Consider the following 20,993-nt stretch of genomic DNA (forward strand, 5'->3'; position numbering starts at 1 on the left):
CGTTACACAGTCCCCTCATCGGGCAGTTACACCACCTCCGAAGGAGCCTCCCTCTCGCATGAGCACCTTGACAATGCGCAACGCACCAGACGACAAGGCTCTGCCTAAGGAGGTCCTCGAAGAGGCAAGCCGACTGCTGGTCGACCTGCAGAAGGACACTCCCGCAGCCCGTAAGCGCCTGCTTCCGGTAGACGATGCCGCCGACTCGCGTATCCGCATTTCCTCCGTCGATGACGACCACTCGGTGGTGTTGTTCGAGCTCTCCGACGAAAAGTCGATGCACTACGCGTACATCGGCACCAAGCTTCGCGAGGAGGCCATCGCTAAAGCCCGCACCTCGACGCTGGTTGTGGATCCTCGCTCGGGAGTCACCAGTGTGAAGTTCATGGCAGAGGTGCCAGCGAAGACCAATACTGAGACTCCGGAGCCGTCAGCGAAGCCGTCCGTTTCCGATGTCACCGTCGCCGAGGTGACGCTGAAGAACCCGAGTGAGGGTCTCGCCGGCTTCACCGCCGAGCAGCTTCATGAAGAACTGGGAATCACTCCAGAGGCTTTTGAGGCAGTCCGTCACCTCACAACTGAAAACGATCTCAACGCTGCACTTGCGAACAGCACCTCATGGGAGTCCAGTGCCTTGATGGCGCTGGCGTCTGGCATGGACATTGAGGGAGTTCGCTCGGATCTGGCGTTGGATGTAGACGAGGAGGCCGGCTCCGAACAGACCACCGACACCGACGCAGAGACCATCGCAGGACTGCTGATGGACGCCGCGGCTAGTGAATTCCACTACGTGGGGAGCAGCTCGGACGCGGTGCGCCACATCATCGAAGGTGGCGACTTCGACAAGTGGCGCGTCTTCCTCCACCCCTCGCAGCAGGGCCTGGTCGACCGAGACTTCACCGGCCCTGCCCGCGTCACCGGTGGCGCCGGAACTGGCAAAACCGTGGTGATCGTGCACCGCGCTACCTCACTGCTGAAGAAGGCACGCAAGCGCACCGGCGAGGTGCCGTCGGTGTTTGTCACCACGTTCACTCGTGGCCTGGCGGACTCGTTGCGCTCGCAGCTCATGGTGCTAAACCCGGACAGCCTCGAGGCTGACTATCCAGGTGCTAAGGGCGTTTGGACCAGCAACATCGACGCGCTCGCACAGTCCATCCTGAAAAATGCCACCGAGGAAGAGATCGAAGGGGCTACCTTCGCTATTGCCGGTCAGAAACAGACCGCGGCGCCGCTGCCTCTTGGTGACCCTGAAGAGCTCCTGCAGTGGCGCGATGCGCTCTCCGCAGTCGAGGTTCCGCCTCGCGGTGATGCTGCGCACCCGGAGTTCCTGGCGCAGGAGTACCGCAATGTTGTGCTCGCTCAGCAGGTCACGGACCTGGAGCAGTATCTGGCCGTCGACCGCAGCGGCCGCGGCAGTGCCCTACTTCCGGAGTCTCGGAAGAAGGTGTGGTCCGTCATCGAAGAGTTCCTCCAGGCGTGCCGAGCCTCGGGACGATTCACCTTCGCCGCTCAGTCGATGATGGCCGCACACATCCTCAGGTCCCGAGTTTCCGATTCCGGGTACATGTTCGATCACGTGCTTGTCGACGAGGCCCAGGACTTCCACGCCGGCCACTGGAGTCTGCTGCGCGCCGCAGTGCCGGAAGGTACCGACGACATTTTCCTGGCGGAAGATTCCCATCAGCGGATCTACGGCCAAAGGCTCGTCCTGTCGCGATTCGGAGTCAACACCAGCGGCCGTTCGCGTCGACTAACGATGAACTATCGCACTACCCGCCAGAACCTTGCCTATGCGTCGCAAATGCTGCAGGGAGAGGAATGGGTCGACTCCGAAGGTGAAGAAGACAACCTCACCGGGTATCGCTCGGTTCGTACCGGCCCGGCACCGGTCATCGCCGAATGCGCCACCTTCGACGAAGAACTCGACGCCGTCGCAGAGACCGCGAGCCGCTGGGTTGAGGACGATGACAGTGCCCGTATCGGCATCCTGACCTTGGATGACCGTCGCCTGATCAACAAGATCGTCACGGGTCTGGCGGACCGAAATGTCGAAGCTGTCCGCACCAGGAACGCAGCCAAGATCGCCGAGACCAGCATCTCCGTTCTGACCATGCAGGGCGCCAAGGGCATGGAGTTCACCCATGTCATCCTCGTCGGTATTAGCGAAGATGCGATTCCCAACAAGCGGGAGCTCGCAGGGCTCAATGACACTGACCGAGCGGACGTGATTCTTCGTGCGCGGTCACTGCTGTACGTGGCCGCCTCTCGCGCCCGTGACCAGCTGATGATCACCTGCACGGGCCGCAAGTCCCCGATCTTGCCGTAATCAGCCGGTCGGGCGGAGCTACCCGCCGAAAGCCGATTAAGTAACGTCCACCTCATGACCGCACCTACTAGCGACGCGTACTTCATCCCCCTCGGCCAGCTCCCTGACGAGACTTCGTCTGCCGGAACTGCTGTCACCGTCGAGCGTTTCCAGCCGACCGAGCACACCCACGGGCCGTGGGGCCCGTTCCAGCACGGCTCGCCGCCGCCGGCGCTCCTCACCAGGTGCATGGAGCAAGGCATTCCGGAGGGGATGCGGATCTCCCGGGTCGCGACGAATCTGCTGGGTCCGGTGCCCTACACAGCGCTCCGCACCAGGACTTGGGTCACCCGACCGGGAAAACAGATCAGCATGGTTGAGTCGGAGCTCCTTGCAGAGGTAAAGGGGGTGTGGAGGCAGGTGGCGTCGGGAAGCGCGTGGTTGCTTTCCACCATCGATACCTCCGCCGTCGAGCGCACCTTCGACTCCCCTATTCCCGGGGTCGGCGAGGCGGGAGACTCTCCCTTGAGCCGTTGGAGCGGCGGCTACATCGATTCGATCGATGCGCGTTCGATCCCGGGTGAGTCACCGCAGGCCCATTGGGTGCGCACCGACCACCCAGTCGTCGAGGGTGAAGTCCCGACGCCATGGCAGAGCCTAATGAGTGTCGTCGACACCGCCAATGGCATCGGCGCGACTCTCGACCCTCGCGAGTACTCCTTCATGAACACTGACTTGGTCGTGCACCTGCACCGACTGCCGGTGTCGCCGTGGACTGGGATCTCCGCGCACGGCAGCATCGGCCCGGATGGCGTGGGAATGACTTCAGCTTCGCTTCACGACGAACACGGCCCCATCGGCCGCTCCCTCCAGACTCTGCTGGTTCAGCCGCAGCCAAAGGACAGCGGATTCGACCCGTTTAGGCCTGGGAGCTAAACCCGTCCGCCGTAGAAGATCTTCTTCAGCTCATTCGGCGTGCCACGAAACGCGTTGATATCGACCTCGCGGCCGGCGACGGTCCCTCGCGAGCCGAACTGGAGTATGTCAGGGATGCGATTGCCGAGCGGGTAGTCCCAGCCAGGATGGTCGTCGCCACCGTCAGCCTCGTACAACTGCGCCGGCACGCCGACGTGATTGTGCCCGTAATTGCTGGCCCACAGATAGCCAAGACCGGTCATGGACGGCTCCCCTCCCCTGATCTTCCGCCAGTACCAAGCACCGGTATAGATCCCGCAGACTCGGTATCCGCGGCTCAGGAGTTCGGTGCGGGCGAAAGTGATGTCGTTGAGTGTCAGCAGTTTCTTCCGGAACTTGCCAGTTGATTCCACGTCGATCCACACGCCAAGATCGCGGCGGCCGTTCATCTGGGAGTCAATGACGTCGACTTGCTCGGCGATCGTCGTTCCCTCGCTCGGCGCCCGCAGATACCAGTACGTAGAAACGGGCAGCCCGCACATCTCTGCGTCATCGAGATGAGACTGGAAGACCCGGTCGACGTACGTGCCGTCGCACAGCCGGATGATCACGAATTCCACGCCTTCCGAGCGGGCCTGCACTAGCGACAAGCCGTCCTGGTGCTCGCTGACATCGATGCCGATCATCTCTTCAGTGTAGAAGTTCCACCGGACATGACGGACCCCCGACCGGAATATCCGGCCGGGGGTCCACCTACCCAAAATTACTGCGCCTGAGCTCAGAGACCCCCGAGCAGCAGACTCAAAAGATCACCAACAATAGCAATGAGACCAGCAACAAGACCCACGGAAAAGCTCCTTCTCTTATGCGGTGTTCCTAGGTTTTCCGGGGAACTGCCTATTAAATTATGGGCACCGCATTTCAGGTTTCTTTCGAAATAGCTACTTCGCTGTCACTGATTTCCGGTTCGGTTTTACAACTGCTCCCGACGCCTTTTCCTCAACCAACGCCTACCGCCTACGGTCAGCAGCCTCATGGACCATCCCCACAAAGTCATCCCACGGAAACCCTCCACCACCAGCGACAACGCCTGGATACATGTCTCCGTATCCACCCGGATCCCAGTGCGTGGTTCCTCCGAGGCCGGCAGTGAAGTCACCGTGTCCGCAGATCCCAGACACGTTTGCCCGCAGGTCACCTGCCACCGCTCGGCGGATGTCGATTCCGTACAACAGGCAGTAATGCGCCACGACGTCCGCTGCCTTGGTGAGCTGATCCACGTGCGAAAACCACTGGTCGCGACTCTGGTGAGCGGTACCGGTCAAACAGATATGGAAAGCAGTGTTATTCCCGCTGGAGGCAACCGACCAGGAGCCGAAGATGTCATCGTTTTGCCTTACGACGCGCCCAGTCCGATCGATCCCCAGGTGATACGACCCGCGAGCACCCATCGGGTCGGTGACCTCCCGGTTGTACTCAGCAAGCCTGTCCGCGGTCCAGGCGGGCCCGGCCGGATTGTTCACTGCCGATTCGTCGGTGTGCAGACACACCCACAGCCGTCGTTCATTACGAACGCCCGTGTCCCGGCTTGTCAAAAGGTCTCGGTCAGCGAGGAACTGCTCGGTTGAAAAAATTAAGTTCATCGGTGGTGGCTCCACCGGGGTTTCGGTGCCAGGCTCCACACCTGGTGGGCTCTGACCCCACCAGGGGTGTCGCACTGCATTGACATCAACCAGCACTCCCGACGGCCCCGGAACATTGTGCCGATACTGCAACAACACCGCCCGCGAATGAACGACACCGCCGGACCATGCAGTCGTCTGCCACATCAGGTGATGGTTCGGGCCAGCAGGGCCGATCACTCCGTCCTCGCGGGCCCAGTCACATGCTCGCGAGTGTCCGTAGATCCCGACCCGCTCGACTCCAAGAACGTCAACGCAGCCTCGGAAATAATGCACCGCGGTGTTGTTCCACTGATCCAGGGAAATGTCGAAGTCAACGGCGAAGAACACTGGCAATGCTCCAAGGTCAAGATCTGCCAGGGTGTTGTCGGCGGCGCGGGCGTCTTGAAGTCCACCTTCATAGCCGCGCATGACGTCCGACTCCCCCACCGACCCTGCACCGAACTGCCAGCAGGCAGCGATACCGAGACCATGGACCTGTAGGTCATGGACCTCGGCTCTGCGGAGGGGTTTTCCGGTCATCCAGCCTTCGGCGCCCGGTCGAGTCGGGCTGAGGTAACGGATGACTCCAATGAATCCGTCCGCGGCGATGTCGGCGGCGCGCGGCGGACCGGATGCGTAGTCGAGAATTTCAGCCATTCTCCATTGTGTCCCAGGGCACAGCATTTATGCCACGAAGGGGTTCTGGAACTAGAGATCAGCTAGCCCCCTGACACCGCAGGATTTCTCACGAGACTGCTATCCACCGGAATCACTGTGATTGCGGTAGCTCCAAGAGGTGCCTTCGCAGCGCGTTGTCACCTATAGGTGACAACGCGCTGCAGAGACTCCTCCTACTCTGCGCCCGAGCCGAATCTAGACGTTAAAGTACTTCGCCTCCGGGTGGTACAGCACGAACGCGTCCGTGGACTGCTCCGGGTGCAGCTGCAGCTCCTCAGAGAGCTCCACACCGATGCGCTCAGGCTGCAGCAGCTTGACCATGTCGATGCGCGACTCCAGGTCCGGGCAGGAGCCATAGCCGAAGGAGTAACGGGCACCGCGGTACTTCAGGTCGAAGAAGTCTTCGGTGTTGTCAGAGTCTTCGTCGCCGGCGCTGCGGCCGTCAGACAGGGCAAGCTCAGAGCGAACTCGCGAGTGCCAGTACTCCGCGAGAGCCTCGGTCAGCTGCACGCCGACACCGTGGATCTCGAGGTACTCGCGGTACTCATCCTTGGCGAAGAGATCATTGGCCACATCCGCGATCGGCTGGCCCATGGTGACCAGCTGGAACGGGAAGACATCGGTCTGGCCCTTCTCGATCGCCACCTCACGGGAACGGACGAAGTCCGAAATGCACAGGAAACGGCCGCGCTGCTGACGCGGGAAGTCGAAGGAGACCACCGGTTCTGCGGACGGATCCGGCTGCTCACCCTCAGCTGGCAGCGGCAGAATGTGGACGGTGTCACCTTCAGAGACAGCCGGGAAGTACCCGTAGACCACAGCGGCGTGCTGCAAAACGCCGGCGGTCGACAGTCGGTCCAACCAGGACCGCAGGCGCGGACGGCCTTCGGTCTCAACGAGGTCCTCGTAAGACGGGCCATCAGCGCCGCGAGTTCCGCGCAGTCCCCACTGGCCCATGAAGAGCGCACGCTCATCCAGGCAGGTCAGGTAATCGTTCAGGGACACGCCCTTGATGGTGCGGGTGCCCCAGAAGGGAGGGGTGGCGACGGGGACGTCGACGGCGACGTCGGAACGCTCCGGCACGATGACCGGTTCCTTCTCTGCCTCGCGCTTGGCAGCGATGCGCTGGGACCGCTCGCGGCGGGCCTTGCGCTCTTCGCGCTTTTTGGCGGCCTTTTCCGCTTCTTCGGCGTCAATTCCCGAGGTGTCACCACGCTTGAGAGCCATGATCTCGTCCATCAGTCGCAGGCCTTCGAAGGCGTCGCGGGCGTAGTGAACGTCGCCCTGGTAGACCTCGTCGAGGTCGTCCTCGACGTAGCTTCGAGTCAGCGCCGCGCCACCGAGGATCACCGGATACTGGGAGTCGCCGGAGGAGTTCATCTCCTCCAGGTTTTCCTTCATGATGACGGTGGACTTCACCAGCAGGCCGGACATGCCGATGACATCAGCATTGTTGTCGTGGGCAGCGGTGAGGATGTTGGCGATCGGCTGCTTGATGCCGATGTTGACGGTCTCGTAGCCGTTGTTAGACATGATGATGTCCACGAGGTTCTTGCCGATGTCGTGCACGTCGCCCTTGACCGTCGCCAGGACGATCTTGCCCTTGGACCCGGTGGAGTCCTCGGCGTCCATGAACTGCTCCAGGTACGCCACGGCGGTCTTCATCGTCTCTGCGGACTGCAGAACGAACGGCAGCTGCATCTGGCCGGAGCCGAATAGTTCGCCGACAGTCTTCATACCGTTGAGCAGATCTTCGTTAATGATCTGGATCGGGGCCTTCTCCTGCATGCCGGCGTCGAGGTCCGCCTCCAGCCCCTTGCGCTCACCATCGATGATGCGCTGAGCCAGGCGCTCGAACAGCGGCATCGCGGCGAGTGCTTCAGCGCGGGCGTCCTTGGCGTCAGCGGCAGAGACTCCTTCGAAGAGTTCCATGAAGACCTGCAGCGGGTCGTAGTCCTCGCGGCGACGGTCGTAGACCATGTCGAGAGCAACCTCACGCTGCTTGTCCTCAATTTTGTTCATCGGCAGGATCTTGGAGCTATGCGCGATCGCCGTGTCCAGGCCAACCTGCACACACTCATGCAGGAACACCGAGTTGAGCACCTGTCGGGCAGCCGGGTTCAGGCCGAAGGAAATATTGGATAGGCCCAGGGTGGTGTGAACCTCCGGGTGCCGCTTCTTCAGCTCGCGGATGGCTTCGATGGTTTCGATGCCATCGCGGCGGGTCTCTTCCTGGCCGGTAGAGATCGGGAACGTCAGCGTATCGACGATGATGTCCTTCTCCTGCAGCCCCCACGTACCGGTGATGTCCTCAATGAGACGCTCAGCGATAGCGACCTTTTTATCTGCGGTTCGCGCCTGGCCTTCTTCGTCGATGGTCAGAGCAACAACTGCCGCGCCGTGGTCCTTCACCAGGCGCATGATGCGCTGATAGCGCGAGTCTGGGCCATCACCGTCCTCAAAGTTGACGGAGTTGACCGCGCAGCGGCCGCCGAAGTGCTCCAGTCCCGCTTCGATAACTCCAGGCTCGGTGGAGTCGATCATCACCGGCAGCGTCGAGGAGGTCGCGATCGCAGCGGCGAGCTTTTTCATGTCTTCCCGGCCATCACGGCCGACGTAGTCAATGCACAGATCGATCATCTGTGCGCCGTCGACAGTTTGCTGGCGAGCAATATCGAGGCATTTCTCAATATTGCCTTCCAGCATTGCCTCACGAAATGCCTTCGATCCATTGGCGTTGGTGCGCTCACCAATCATCGTGATGCCAGTGTCCTGAGTCAGCGGCATCGTGGTGTAGATCGAAGAAACGTCGTCAGTGCGGTTGGGGTTTCGCTCAGCGCGAACCGCAGGCTTCCCGACGATCGCATCGCGCACCGCCGAAATATGCTCCGGCGTCGTACCGCAGCAACCGCCAACCATGGACAGTCCGTAGTTCTCTACGAAACCGACCAGAGCGGTCGCCAGATCCTCTGCGCCCAGCGGGTACTCCGCGCCGTTCTTACCAAGCACCGGCAGACCTGCATTCGGCATCACCGAGATCGGGATTTTCGCGTTCTGCGAGAGGTAACGCAGGTGCTCGGACATTTCATCCGGGCCGGTGGCACAGTTCAAGCCGATCATGTCGATGCCCAGCGGCTCCAGCGCGGTCAGCGCGGCGCCGATCTCTGATCCCATGAGCATGGTGCCGGTGGTCTCCACGGTGACGTGGACGATGATCGGGATGTGCTTGTCGAGCTGCTGCATCGACGCCTGCACACCGAGCACCGCAGACTTGACCTGCAGCAGGTCCTGGCAGGTCTCGATGAGAAATGCGTCGGCGCCGCCGTCGAGCATGCCGAGGCCACATTCGGTGTAGGCGTCGCGAAGCACGTCGTAGGGCGCGTGGCCCAGGGACGGCAGCTTGGTGCCCGGCCCAATTGAACCCAGGACGAAGCGGCGCATGCCGTCGCGGCCTGGCCCCATCTCATCGGCAACGTCACGGGCAATCTTTGTGCCGCGGTACGCCAGGTCGCGGATCCGGTCCTGAATGTCGTAATCAGCCAGGTTCGGCAGGTTACAACCGAAGGTGTTGGTCTCGACCATATCGGCGCCGGCTTCGAAGTAGGCGCGGTGAATGTGCTCGAGGACGTCGGGACGCGTGTCGTTGAGAATCTCATTACAACCCTCAAGCCCAAGGAAGTCCGCGTCCACGTCGAGATCGAAAGACTGGAGCTGGGTTCCCATGGCGCCGTCGCCGATCAGAACTCGTTCTGACAGGGATTTCAGCAGCGGGGATTCTTGGGTGGCAGACATAAGTAGACAGCTTAGTCCTTATATCTGTCACCCCTAAACCGGGTTACAACTTCACGCCCAGCAGGCCGTCGAGCGCGGTCTTCACCAGCTCAGAATCTTCTGCGGTGCCGCCCGGCGCGCCTGCTGCCCACTCGTCAATCGCGGCGAGGGCACCAGCGGTGTCAAGGTCGTTAGAAAGTGCTTCACGCAGCTTCCCGACGGCCTCAGCCCCACCCTTCCTCTGCTCCTCAACCGCATCCCGCCAGGAGTCCAGACGAATCTGCGCTCCTTCCAGCACAGCGTCGGACCAGTCACGGTCGCTGCGGTAGTGCGAGGCAAAAACGCCAAGACGAATCGCCGACGGGTCGACACCAGCCTCTGAGAGCTTGGAGACGAACACCAAGTTGCCCAGAGACTTGGACATCTTCACCCCGTCTAGGCCGATCATGCCGGCGTGGGAGTAGTGCGAGGCCATCCGCGGGTGGTTGTGAGCGGCCTCAGCGTGGGCTGCAGAGAACTCGTGGTGCGGGAAGGCAAGGTCGCTACCACCGCCCTGGATATCGAAAGGAACGCCAAGGCGGTTCGCCGCGATGGCCGAGCACTCGATGTGCCAGCCGGGTCGACCTTCGCCGAAGGGTGCGTCCCAGGACGGCTCGCCGTCACGGCGGGCGCGCCACAGCAGTGCGTCGAGGGGGTTCTCCTTCCCCGGGCGCTCCGGGTCGCCGCCTCGTTCGGCGAAGGCTTCTGCCATTTCCTCATCGGTGTAGTTGGACTCGTAGCCAAAGTGTCCGGTGGCACTGGTGCGGAAGTAGATGTCCGGGTACTGGTCGCCATTGATTTGGTACGCCGATCCATTGTCCAGGAGGGTCTGGACCATCTCGATAACCTCATCGACCGAGTCGATCACGCCGATGTAGTCCCGCGGCGGGATCACGGAGAGGACTTCCATGTCGGACCGGAACAGGTCCACCTGGGAATCGCCGAGTTCTTTCCAATCGACGCCATCTCGCTCAGCGCGCTCAAACAGCGGATCATCCACATCGGTGACGTTCTGGACGTAATGCACCGGGTACCCGTTGTCGATGAGCACCCGCTGCACCAGATCGAAGGTGAGATAGGTAGCCGCGTGGCCCAGGTGCGTCGAGTCGTACGGAGTAATGCCGCAGACGTACAAGGTGGCGGTCTGACCCGCCGGGGTCACCTGCCGAATGTTCTGATCAGCGGTGTCATAGAGAGACAGAGGTACCGCACTCCCGGGTACGGCGGGAACGGTGGGCTGCGGCCAGGATTTCATGCGGATTACCGTACCGCACCCCCAGGATCCCACCACTCTGGTGTGTGACCTGCCATAACGAGGCGTTGCTGATACGCCAACGACTTCGACGTATCGGCCCTTATGCCGAGCAGGGATTGCTGGGTTAACCGGCTGACATCACACCGAATCCGAGCAATGCCATCACCAGCAGGCCAACCGGGATTCGGTAGGCGGCGAACCACGCGAAGGAGTGGTTCGCGACGAACTTCAGCAACCAGGCAATCGCGGCGTAGCCCACCACAAACGCCACAACGGTACCCACCAGAAGCTGGAGGCCGGAAGCGGCCTGTCCGGCGCTGGGGTCGAAGGCGTCGGGAAGCGAAAAGAGACCTGAGGCCAGCACTGCGGGAATCGCCAGCAGGAACGAGAACCGCGTGGCAACCTCACGGTCAAGGTTGAGGAATAGACCAGCGGAGATGGTTCCTCCAGAGCGGGAGACACCTGGGATCAGCGCGAGACACTGCGCAAAGCCCATGACGATCGCATCCTTCATCGTCAGCTCTTCGAAACTTCGGTCCTTCTTGCCCCACTTCTCGGCGGCAATGAAGACGAAGGAGAACAGCACCAGCACGGTGGCGGTGATCCACAAGTTGCGCAGACCTTCGCGGATGTAGTCCTTGCCGAAGAACCCGATGATCGCGATGGGCAACGTACCCACAATGACCATCCAGCCCATCTTGTAGTCAAAGTCCCGGGCATCCTTATTGAAAAGGCCTCGCAACCATCCAGTGGCTATGCGCCAGATGTCTTTGGCGAAGAACACCAAGACCGCAGCCTCGGTTCCAAGCTGGATCACGGCAGTGAAGGACGCACCGGCGTCCTGGCCCCAAAACAGCTCCGAGACAATCCGCAGATGCCCGGAGGAGCTGATGGGGAGAAATTCAGTAAGACCCTGCACGATCGATAGCACGATCGTCTGGGTCCAGGTCATGGACTCATTCACTCGATGAACGCTACTCCGAACCCCCGTGACCCGCACCTTCCCACTATGTGGTAGGCGCCACGTACTATCGGGCAGGTGCGAATGAGGATTCTTGGTGAGAGTGGACTGCGTGTGTCCGCGTTCGGCGTCGGAACATCGACCTGGGGGTCCGGTACCACCGCCGACGAGGCCACCTTGATCCTGCGGGACTTCATCACAGCCGGGGGAAATCTGGTGGACGCCTCACCGGTCCTCGGCGACGAAACAGCCTCAGAGATCCTCGGAAACATCATGCAGCGCAACCGAATGCGCGACGATCTGGTGCTATCTGCAGCCTCAGGTGTGAACCCTGACCGGCCCGTGGGCCGACGGGTGGACTGCTCGCGCCGGGCGATGCTGCGTGAACTCGACGAACTGCTCGGGCGGCTACAGGTGGACTACTTGGACCTGTGGAGCCCGGGATACTGGGATGCCTCAACTCCCCCGGAGGAGGTCTCCGACACTTTGGAGTACGCGGTGCGCTCAGGACGAGTGCGCTACGTGGGGCTGCGTGGCTACAGCGGATGGCAGGTCGCGGTGACCCATGCCTCCGCCGAGCGGATCGCCCCGATCTCCGCGCAGCACGAGTACTCACTTCTTCAGCGCGGTCCAGAGCAGGAGATTCTGCCGGCCTGTGAGCATCTGCGGATGGGGTTCATTGCCGGGGCGTCGTTGGCGCAGGGAGTGCTCACCGGTAAGTACCGGACTGAAATCCCCACGGATTCACGTGGTGCGTCCGAGCACGCCGACGCTGAGGTGCAGGCCTACCTGGATACTCACGGCGTGACCGTCGTCGGAGCGCTCTGTACCGCTGCCGAAGGATTGGGAGTCGAACCGCCCGTCGCGGCCCTTGCGTGGGTGCGCGATCGCCCCGGTGTGACCTCAGCACTCATCGGCGCGCGCAGCCGCGATCAGTTCCGCGAACTTCTCATTGCCGATCAGGTCGTGCTGCCGAAAGCGATCTGCGACGCACTCGACGACGTCTCCCTGTAACGGCTCTCCACCGAGCGGGTGGTACCGTCATTGACCGTGAGCAGCATCAAACGACATCGCCTGTCTGCCGCGTCGGTCACCATCGTCGCAGCCCTTTTTCTCACCGCCTGTGGTGGTGACGACACCGAAGGCGAAGCACCCGGGGCCATGGGAAATGCCACGCCCGCGCCGCTGAGCGCCGAGGCTGGTGAACCGGCCGGTGAGGTTGCGGAGTTCTCCGCCAACATCACCTCCGCTGTGCGCACTGGCGACCGTTTCCTGAGCCGCGACGGCGACACCCTTTACTCGGGCACCGCCGCGGAGCCGGACATGAACAGCACGGACATCGCCCCTGAGTGCGGCGAACTGTCCGGCTACCGCAACACCGTGGTGCTGCCCTGCCCGGACGGCATCCACGTGCTCGCCCCCAACGGCAACACCACCGCCGTGGTTGGCCAGGCGCACTCCTATACCTCTGCAGTCGGGCTTCCCGACGGCCGCATTGCCGGCCACCGCGCCGAGTCCAACGTCATTGACGTCTACGGACCTGATGGCGAGCAGAGCTCCGACTTCCAGGTCTCTAACCACGGCTCCCAGCTCATCGCTGTGCCCGGTGACGAAGACCTCCTGCTTGAGGTCAACTCCCCAGAGACCTCCATCACCGAGGTTGAGCTCGGCGAGGAGCGCTCCGGCTCCAGCCTGCGCGTCGGCCTGGGTGTGGGAAAGGTTGCCGCCGGCACCAACGGTCTGATCGCTGCCGCCGACACCATCGGCAACCAGTTGATGATCTACACTGCCACCGACGTGATTCGACTGCACCAGTCCTTCCCTGTCGATGAGAGCCCGTGGGCCGTCACCGTCGACAGCGAGCGCGACCTGGTGTGGATCACCTCCACGGCCACTGGCACCCTCACCGGATGGGATGTCTCTAGCGGCACCGGCATCAAAGTCGCCGAGCTCCCCGTCGTCGAGGCGCCTCATTCCCTGACCCGTGATGGCTCAGGCGGATTCGTCGTCTTCTCCGGTGAGGGACACGGAGTGCAGGCGATCTCCAACGATGACATCGAGGCCGCGATTGAAGACGGCCAGGAAGCCGCCGACGCCGAGCGTGAGCTTCTGGCACCATTCGACCCGGTCGACCGACTTCCCTCCGGCAGAGACGGCTCCCAGCAGAGCACCGCTGAGTCCAACTAGTCTCGCCACCAACGTCCACTTACCGAATCCACCGATCTCCAGGAGCACCACAGATGCCCAATCAGTTTCGTAACACCGCTTACCAGCTGGCGCTCAAGGGGATGTTCCAGATCGATCCCGAGAACATCCACGGGATCATTGGTCTTGGCCTGAAGCCCGTCCAGTCCCTCGGCACTGTCCGACGGGTGCTCGGCAGGTTCCTGCCGGTGGAGGACCCGGTACTCCGCCAAACGGTGTTCGGCGTGGACTTCCCCCGCCCGCTGGGTCTGGCCGCCGGTTTCGACAAGTCTGCAGAAGCAGTCGATACCTGGGGCCCGATTGGTTTCGGTTACGCCGAGCTCGGCACCGTCACCGCCCAGGCTCAGCCGGGCAACCCCAAGCCCCGCCTGTTCCGGCTTCCGGAGGATCGCGCCATCCTCAACCGGATGGGCTTCAACAACCCCGGTGCGGATGACGTCGCTGCGAACCTGAGCACCCGCGCTGGCGACGGCGTGATCGGCATCAACATCGGTAAGACCAAGGTCGTCCCCGTCGCGGACGCGGTGGCAGATTACCGTTCCTCTGCCAGCACGCTGGGGCACCTGGCGGATTACCTCGTCGTCAATGTCTCCTCCCCGAACACCCCAGGTCTGCGCGATCTGCAGGCTGTGGAATCGCTCCGCCCGATTCTCGCTGCGGTCCAGGAAGAGACGACCGTTCCGGTTCTGGTGAAGATCGCCCCGGACCTCAGCGACGAGGATGTGGACGCGGTGGCAGACCTTTCCGTCGAGCTCGGTTTGGCTGGCATTGTCGCCACCAACACGACCATTTCCCGCGAGGGCTTGAAGACTCCCGCTGCTGAGGTCGACGCCATGGGCGCCGGCGGTATCTCCGGAGCCCCGGTCGCCGAGCGTGCACTTGAGGCACTGCGCCGTCTGTACGCCCGCGCCGGAGACAAGCTCGTACTCATCAGCGTCGGTGGCATTGAGACACCGAAGCAGGCCTGGGAGCGCATCACCGCTGGCGCCACTTTGCTGCAGGGTTACACCGGTCTGATCTACGGTGGACCGGATTGGATTCGGGACATTCACCTTGGCATCGCCGCGCAGATCAATGCCCGCGGCCTGGACGGGATCTCTGAAGCAGTGGGCTCGGGCCTGTCCTGGGTCGATCTGGATTAAACCCCGCTTCCCGACGCCCCCAGCCCCACTTCGGCTTACCCCACTACGGGACACCAACTCTGGTGGCGGAGGTTTTGGCGGCTGCCTCCCCTATTTCTGTCCGCGCAGGTCAGAGTATCTGTTCTGTCGGATCGCTGGTGCAGGGAAGAATTCACCCGCGCGACTAACTCCTGAGGCTCCCACCCACAGTCGACACTGGTCTTCTATCCAGTTCGATTCTCGCAGGGAGACCTCATGGCCGGCAGTTCCCCGTTTTTCCCCGATTCCGATGCCTCTACCGGCGGACCCGAGCAATCAGCCGCACCTACTCACGGGTACAGCCTGAGCAGCCAGCAGCCACGCAGCAAAACCCACAAGCACTCGTACGGGATGCAGCAGCCGAGCGAGGTTCCTCAGCACAGTTACGGCCTATTGCCACCGGCTCCGCCGCCTACGGATGCTAACACCCCAGTGAATAACTGTGGCGAGGAACTCGTCAGTGGGCCTGCCCGATACAGCTTCACGCTGGCGATCTCTGCGGCCGCACGGCGATTACACGCCAATCCACTTCCGTGGCTGGCGCTGGCAGCAGTCCCCGTTGGGGCAGTTATCATCGTGGTCTTCCTGCGGGAGATCGTGGTGACCAACGAGATTGCACTGTGGGTTGTGGCGGCCTTAATCCTGCTGCTGATGATTATTGCTTTGGCGGTGTCAGCGAACGTCTCATTCCGTGGTGCGCTGGACGAGATGGATCTCCGCAAGCCGTCATTGCGTGACTTCTTTCGCGATAGCCGCTGGGCAAAGCTAAGCGGGACCTGGCTGGTCATCCAGATCACTTTCGCTTTGTGCATGGCCCCTTACCTCCTACTCCTGTGGATGGGAAGTAGGGAGGCAAGCGAAGGCAATTTTCAGGTGGGCATCATTCTGGCAGGGGTCATCGGCCCTATCTTTTCCCTCGTTCTCATCGCTTGGTTCGCTCCTACCGCTCGCCTGATGCCCCTAGTCACCGTTGATCAGAATCTCGGAGCATTCGAGGCCTTCGGTGTAGCCGGTGACCTTGTCTCCAAACGCTATTGGCGCGTGCTCGGATCAATTTTGCTGATCAACCTCATGCGATTTAGCGGATTTTTCCTGTGCGGTCTGGGGATCTTGTACACCTACCCGTTGGCGCGTCTCGCGGAAGCGCACATGTACCGGCAGCTCTCTAAGCGAGCACGGCCGGTTCCGGTGACTTCCCTCAGGGCGCCTGCGTACCAACACTCTTACGGAATCACCGGCACGGTGTGAATCCGGCCAGTCAATGCCACATCCACCTGCTGTCCGATCCTGTGCGCTGCAGCGCCACGTTCAGATACGAGGATTTCCTGCCCCTCGGTGAACGTCCGGATTCGGTAAAGGCTTGATGGCCCACGGAATTCCACCGAGACGATCTCGGCAGTCGAGCCTTCGGACAATGTGAGGTTTTCTGGGCGGATAACTGCATGTACTGACCCTTGCGGGCAGTGAGCATCAAATCTTCCGAGGACAGTGTCGACTCCACGACCATCGCTGTATCCAGGAAGTGTGGTGCACTCCCCCAGGAAATTCGCAGTCCACAGATCCACTGGGGCTGAGTACAGCTCCTGCGGTGTCCCAACCTGCACCAGATGTCCGTCGCGCATGATCGCCACCCGATCGGCCACTGATAACGCCTCGTCTTGATCATGGGTCACCAACACAGATGCGGTTCCTGACTGACGGAGGATGTCTCGGACCTCGAGACGCAACTGAGAGCGCAAAGAGGCGTCGAGAGCACCAAACGCTTCGTCCAGAAGCACCACCGTTGGAGCTGGAGCCAATGCTCGAGCCAGGGCCACTCGCTGGCGCTGACCTCCAGATAACTGATCCGGGTAACGATCACCAAAGCCAGTCAGGGCCACCAGGTCAAGCAGTTCCAATGCTCGGGCCTTCCGGTCGGAGCGGCTAGCACCGCCGAACAACGATGGCTTCAGTCCAAACTCGATATTCGCTCGAACCCGGCGATGCGGGAACAGCGCCGCGTCCTGAGGCACGAGCCCGACACGGTGTTGCTCCGGAGGCAGGCTGATTGAGCGGTCGGCGACGACCCGGCCATCAACGGTGATCTCCCCATCGGAAATGCGGTGCAGTCCCGCGATCGCCCGGAGCAGGGTTGTTTTTCCGCTTCCACTGGGTCCCAGTATTGCGAGGAGTTCGGAGGGGTGGATTGTGAGGTGGACGTCGTGAAGCACGTCTTTTTCTTGTGGCTCGTACGTGGCGCAGACGCCACGGACTGTCACTGCAGGAGTGGTGGTGCTGGCTACCGCGATCAGGGTCAGCGCGTACGGGGCGGCGGCTCCGTAGGCGTCAATGTCTGTCAATTGCCATAGCCGCGTGGCGAGGGTGTCCATTCCGGTGGGCCGCATGATCAGCGTTGCAGGCAGTTCCTTCATGGCCGTCAGCGCCACGAGGAGTGTTCCCGCAAGAATTCCTGGTGAGGCGATCGGCCCGGTGACTGTCAGCCAGGTACGCAAGCGGCTGCGTCCCAAGGTGCGAGAGACGTCTTCAAGGTTCGCAGGGACCTGAGACACCGCTGCCCTGGCCGAACCTGCCGCCTTTGGCACAAAGAGGATGCCGTAGGCGATGACCAACAGGCCGATGGTCTGGTACATCCCCGGCGCGAGGGACAGCGACAGGTAGACCATGGACAGCCCCATGACGATGCCGGGAAGTCCGTGGCCGAGATAGGTGGCGGTCTCCAACGCAGAGACGGTCCTGGTTCGATACCTGGCAGCGAGGATTGCTACCGGCAGTGCCAGGGCTGTGGCAAGCACCGCGCCAGCAAGTCCCAACATCACTGTGTTGCCTGCGGCGGCAACGAGCCGGGAGGTTTCCACCTGGCGGTCCGCGACGCTGCGCAGGAAGCGTTCGATCAGTGCGATGACGGGAAGTCCCACGCCGGCTGCAAACACCACGGTCAAGGTGATGCTGGAGCTCCAGCGGGCTCTACGGGAGAGGCGAATCCGTTCCGAATCCGTGTCCGCACGGACCTTCTGATCCATCGAAACGCGCCGCCTTAGTAGCCGCTCGCCAGTGACTAGTGCGACGGCGATGACGACGAGAACAAGTGAGAGCACGATCGCGAGCGAACGGTTGAAGGTTCCGCCGAACGCGGTATGAATAGCCCAGGTAAAGGACGGGTACCGCATGATGGCAACGACTCCGAAGTCGGAGATCGTATACAGACCGACCAGCAGAGCGCCGGCACCTGCAGCGGGGAGAATCTGGGGGAACGTGGCGACGAAGAATGCCCGCCAGGGTGACGCGCCGAGGCTGCGGGCTACGTGTTCCTGCGAGAGGTCCGCGCGTCGAAGCGCAGCGAGGACAGGCAGCGTGACATACGGCGCAGAGACCACCGTCAACACCAGGAAAGCTCCCCAGAAACCACGCAACGGAGTCACGGACACCCACGCAAATCCCGCGACGTAGGACGGGATGGCCAGCGGCAGCAAGGTGTCCGGTTCGGACGGGGCTAGTGTCACGATGTCGATTCCAACGTCGATCTGAGCACCTCTGAGGAGTATCCGTTGCACGAGCCGCAGTCACCGCGATTTGATACGCTTTCCCCATCGACGTGGGGTTCTCTCGGCTGAACGCCAATGTCTGGACGTGGTTCGGTATCGCAGCGACCCTGTTCGTCACCGTGTTTGTAGCCATCGTTGCCATCGGGTTCGGATTCATCTCCGCGATGGCCTCTGCCCTCGACTCGCCGCCGTATGACATCAACGTCACTACGACCATCGTGCTGAGCGGGCTTACTGCTGCCCTCATTGGCGCATGTGGCTATCTCGCGTTCACCGTGTCATTGCGCGGAGCTCTCGCGGAGGTGGACGGGCACAAGCCGACCTTCGGAGCCTTCTTCCGGGATATCCGTTGGGGCTCGGTTCTGCTGTCGTTCCCGATTGTTGCGTGCTTCTGGATTCTCGCTGTCCTCCCCGCCATCGTCCTATCGGCCTGCGCCTTCATCCTCGCGACGGAAGGGCACGTCGCCGCGTCAGGATTGCTATTTGGAACTATTGTTCCGGTCGCCTGGATGTGCGGAATCTTTGCGGTTAGCCCGATGGTCAACCTTATAACCTTGACGATTCTCGAGAATCGCATTGGCACAATTGGAAACATCTCAGCGACATGGTCACTGGTGAATGGGCACTACTGGAAGGTTCTGGGGACTATGGTTCTCATCAGCCTCATCCGAACAACCGGCTTCTTGCTGTTTTTCGTCGGAGCGCTCTACTCATACTCCGGCGCCTCTGTGGCCACTGCCGATATGCCTATCGCCAATTGACCAACATGGCCCTCCCGGCGCCGGCTACCCCAGTTTCCCGGACAGCTTATCCAGCCGCTCTTGACTGGGCCCGTCCAGTCCAATGATCTCCACGGAGACTCCCCGGTCTCCGAATTTCTGGATGATGCTGTCCAGTGCAGCGACGGTCGAGGCATCCCAAATCCTCGCGGTGCTCAAGTCGATGAGGACCGAGTCAACATCCTCGGTGTAGTCGAAGGCATAGACCAGGTCGTTGCTCGAGGCGAAAAACAGCTGTCCGTCGACCCGATAGGTCACCGAGCGCGGATTCCCATCAGCGGGGACCTTTTCTATGTCCACTACACGAGCGACTCTGCGGGCGAACATCACCATGGCAGAGAGGACACCAACAGCAACTCCGATTGCGAGATTGTGCGTCAACAAGGTCGCGGCCACCGTGATGATCATGACCGCCGATTCACTGATGGGCATTAGCCTCAGGGTTTTCGGGCTCACCGACCGCCAGTCGAAGGACATGACGGCGACGACGACCATCACTGCGACCAGTGCCGCCATGGGAATCATCCCGACAATGTCTCCTAGGGCAAGGATGAGGATGAGGAGGAAGAAGCCGGCGAGGAACGTCGATAAGCGGGTTCGTGCCTTCGACTCTCGGACGTTAATGAGCGTTTGGCCGATCATGGCGCAGCCACCCATGCCGCCGAAGAAACCGGTGACGATGTTCGCGACGCCCTGGCCCCATGCCTCGCGGGATTTATCTGAGTGATTGTCGGTGATGTCGTCCACAAGCTTGGCGGTAAGCAGTGACTCCATAAGCCCCACGAACGCCATGGCCAGTGCAAACGGGGCGATGATGGCAAACGTTTCAATCGTCAAAGGCACATCTGGAATGAAAAGCTGGGGAAGGCTATCTGGAAGTTCACCCTGGTCAGAGACCGTCGGGATATTCAGGCCGAAGGCAAGAGTCACCGAGGTGAGGATGACGATGGTGACGAGGGGTGCGGGAATGGACGTCGTTAAACGCGGGAATCCCACCATGATGAGAAGGCCAAGCGCGAACACCGGGTAGACCAGCCACGGAACCCCAATGAGATGCGGAATCTGCGCACTGAACACGATGATGGCCAGCGAGTTCATGAAACCGATCATCACACTGCGGGGAATGAAACGCATGAGCTTCGCGACGCCCAGAAGACTCAGCGCAATCTGAAACACCCCAGCAAGCAGCACAGTGGCGATGAAGTACTCGACTCCATATTCCCGGGCAACAGGAGCAATCACCACCGCGACGGCGCCAGTTGCCGCGGAGATCATCGCGGGGCGTCCACCGGTGAAGGAAATGACGATCGCCATGATGACCGAGGCGAACAGCCCTATCCGAGGATCCACTCCAGCTAAAACTGAGAAAGCGATCGACTCCGGAATGAGCGCGAGCGCAACGACGAGTCCGCCGAGAACTTCGATTCTCAGACGTCGGCCTGAGGAGAATGCAAAGCTAAATGAGCCGACGACACTGGTCGGCGCTCCTTGGACATCTCGGCCGGGAGTGGTTTTCTGGCTGGTCATGGCCCTCCTGTGACAGGTGATTCAGAGACGATCCAATGTAGTCCACCCGTGGCGCAGGGCCAATAAAGGCGTTGAATGAAACCTGAATACACCCTAAGCTGAGGTTTTACTTAGACCCTGGAACTGAGTATCTAGTTAGTGATTGACATGGTTCAGCCCGCGGTGGACCAGAAGGTGTCTCCGCGCCATCGA

Annotated in this window: 14 protein-coding genes; 7 read left to right on the plus strand and 7 right to left on the minus strand. The window is 61.5% G+C overall.

Going from position 1 to position 20,993, the window contains the following annotated elements:
* The first annotated feature begins 58 nt into the window (after positions 1–58).
* A complete protein-coding gene (locus tag YWU_RS0108635; RefSeq protein WP_027020165.1) occupies positions 59–2,326 on the plus strand; it encodes a UvrD-helicase domain-containing protein in 2,268 nt (755 codons plus the stop codon).
* Between the two features lie 54 nt (positions 2,327–2,380).
* On the plus strand, positions 2,381–3,241 hold the full coding sequence (locus YWU_RS15985) for a thioesterase family protein (protein ID WP_051260202.1): 861 nt from the start codon (positions 2,381–2,383) through the stop codon (positions 3,239–3,241).
* Here the strand turns inward: YWU_RS15985 and YWU_RS0108645 are convergent.
* The 5 genes from YWU_RS0108645 to YWU_RS0108665 form a co-directional block, all read right to left on the minus strand.
* A complete protein-coding gene (locus YWU_RS0108645) occupies positions 3,238–3,906 on the minus strand; it encodes a glycoside hydrolase family 25 protein (RefSeq protein WP_027020166.1) in 669 nt (222 codons plus the stop codon). The genes YWU_RS15985 and YWU_RS0108645 overlap by 4 nt on opposite strands.
* A 324-nt stretch (positions 3,907–4,230) precedes the next feature.
* A complete protein-coding gene (locus YWU_RS17585) occupies positions 4,231–5,541 on the minus strand; it encodes a glycoside hydrolase domain-containing protein (protein ID WP_051260203.1) in 1,311 nt (436 codons plus the stop codon).
* Positions 5,542–5,757: 216 nt separating this feature from the next.
* Complete coding sequence (gene metH / locus YWU_RS0108655) at positions 5,758–9,354, minus strand: methionine synthase (RefSeq protein WP_027020167.1); 3,597 nt, start codon at positions 9,352–9,354, stop codon at positions 5,758–5,760.
* 43 nt (positions 9,355–9,397) lie between these two features.
* Positions 9,398–10,627 (minus strand): cysteine--1-D-myo-inosityl 2-amino-2-deoxy-alpha-D-glucopyranoside ligase, encoded by a 1,230-nt coding sequence (mshC, locus tag YWU_RS0108660; protein WP_027020168.1) that lies wholly within the window; start codon positions 10,625–10,627, stop codon positions 9,398–9,400.
* 124 nt (positions 10,628–10,751) lie between these two features.
* Complete coding sequence (locus tag YWU_RS0108665) at positions 10,752–11,579, minus strand: undecaprenyl-diphosphate phosphatase (protein ID WP_027020169.1); 828 nt, start codon at positions 11,577–11,579, stop codon at positions 10,752–10,754.
* 93 nt (positions 11,580–11,672) lie between these two features.
* Between YWU_RS0108665 and YWU_RS0108670 the strand changes: the two genes are divergently transcribed.
* The 4 genes from YWU_RS0108670 to YWU_RS0108685 all read left to right on the plus strand — a co-directional run bounded on the left by YWU_RS0108670 (position 11,673) and on the right by YWU_RS0108685 (position 16,201).
* Entirely contained in the window at positions 11,673–12,602 is a 930-nt protein-coding gene (locus YWU_RS0108670; RefSeq protein WP_205618313.1) for an aldo/keto reductase, read from the plus strand.
* 36 nt (positions 12,603–12,638) lie between these two features.
* A complete protein-coding gene (locus YWU_RS16000) occupies positions 12,639–13,775 on the plus strand; it encodes a YncE family protein (RefSeq protein WP_156892773.1) in 1,137 nt (378 codons plus the stop codon).
* Positions 13,776–13,828: 53 nt separating this feature from the next.
* A complete protein-coding gene (locus tag YWU_RS0108680; protein ID WP_027020171.1) occupies positions 13,829–14,935 on the plus strand; it encodes a quinone-dependent dihydroorotate dehydrogenase in 1,107 nt (368 codons plus the stop codon).
* 234 nt (positions 14,936–15,169) lie between these two features.
* Positions 15,170–16,201, plus strand: coding sequence for a hypothetical protein (locus tag YWU_RS0108685; protein ID WP_156892774.1), 1,032 nt, complete (start codon positions 15,170–15,172; stop codon positions 16,199–16,201).
* Here the strand turns inward: YWU_RS0108685 and YWU_RS17590 are convergent.
* Positions 16,177–18,453, minus strand: coding sequence for an ATP-binding cassette domain-containing protein (locus YWU_RS17590; protein WP_156892775.1), 2,277 nt, complete (start codon positions 18,451–18,453; stop codon positions 16,177–16,179). The genes YWU_RS0108685 and YWU_RS17590 overlap by 25 nt on opposite strands.
* A 92-nt stretch (positions 18,454–18,545) precedes the next feature.
* Here YWU_RS17590 and YWU_RS0108695 point away from each other — a divergent pair, with 92 nt between their 5' ends.
* Positions 18,546–19,256 (plus strand): hypothetical protein, encoded by a 711-nt coding sequence (locus YWU_RS0108695; RefSeq protein WP_027020173.1) that lies wholly within the window; start codon positions 18,546–18,548, stop codon positions 19,254–19,256.
* Between the two features lie 24 nt (positions 19,257–19,280).
* Here the strand turns inward: YWU_RS0108695 and YWU_RS0108700 are convergent, their stop codons facing one another.
* Positions 19,281–20,801 (minus strand): SulP family inorganic anion transporter, encoded by a 1,521-nt coding sequence (locus YWU_RS0108700; protein WP_027020174.1) that lies wholly within the window; start codon positions 20,799–20,801, stop codon positions 19,281–19,283.
* Between the last annotated feature and the right edge of the window lie 192 nt (positions 20,802–20,993).

The sequence above is a fragment of the Corynebacterium sputi DSM 45148 genome (assembly GCF_000427865.1).
In the GTDB taxonomy this organism is placed as follows: Bacteria; Actinomycetota; Actinomycetes; order Mycobacteriales; family Mycobacteriaceae; genus Corynebacterium; species Corynebacterium sputi.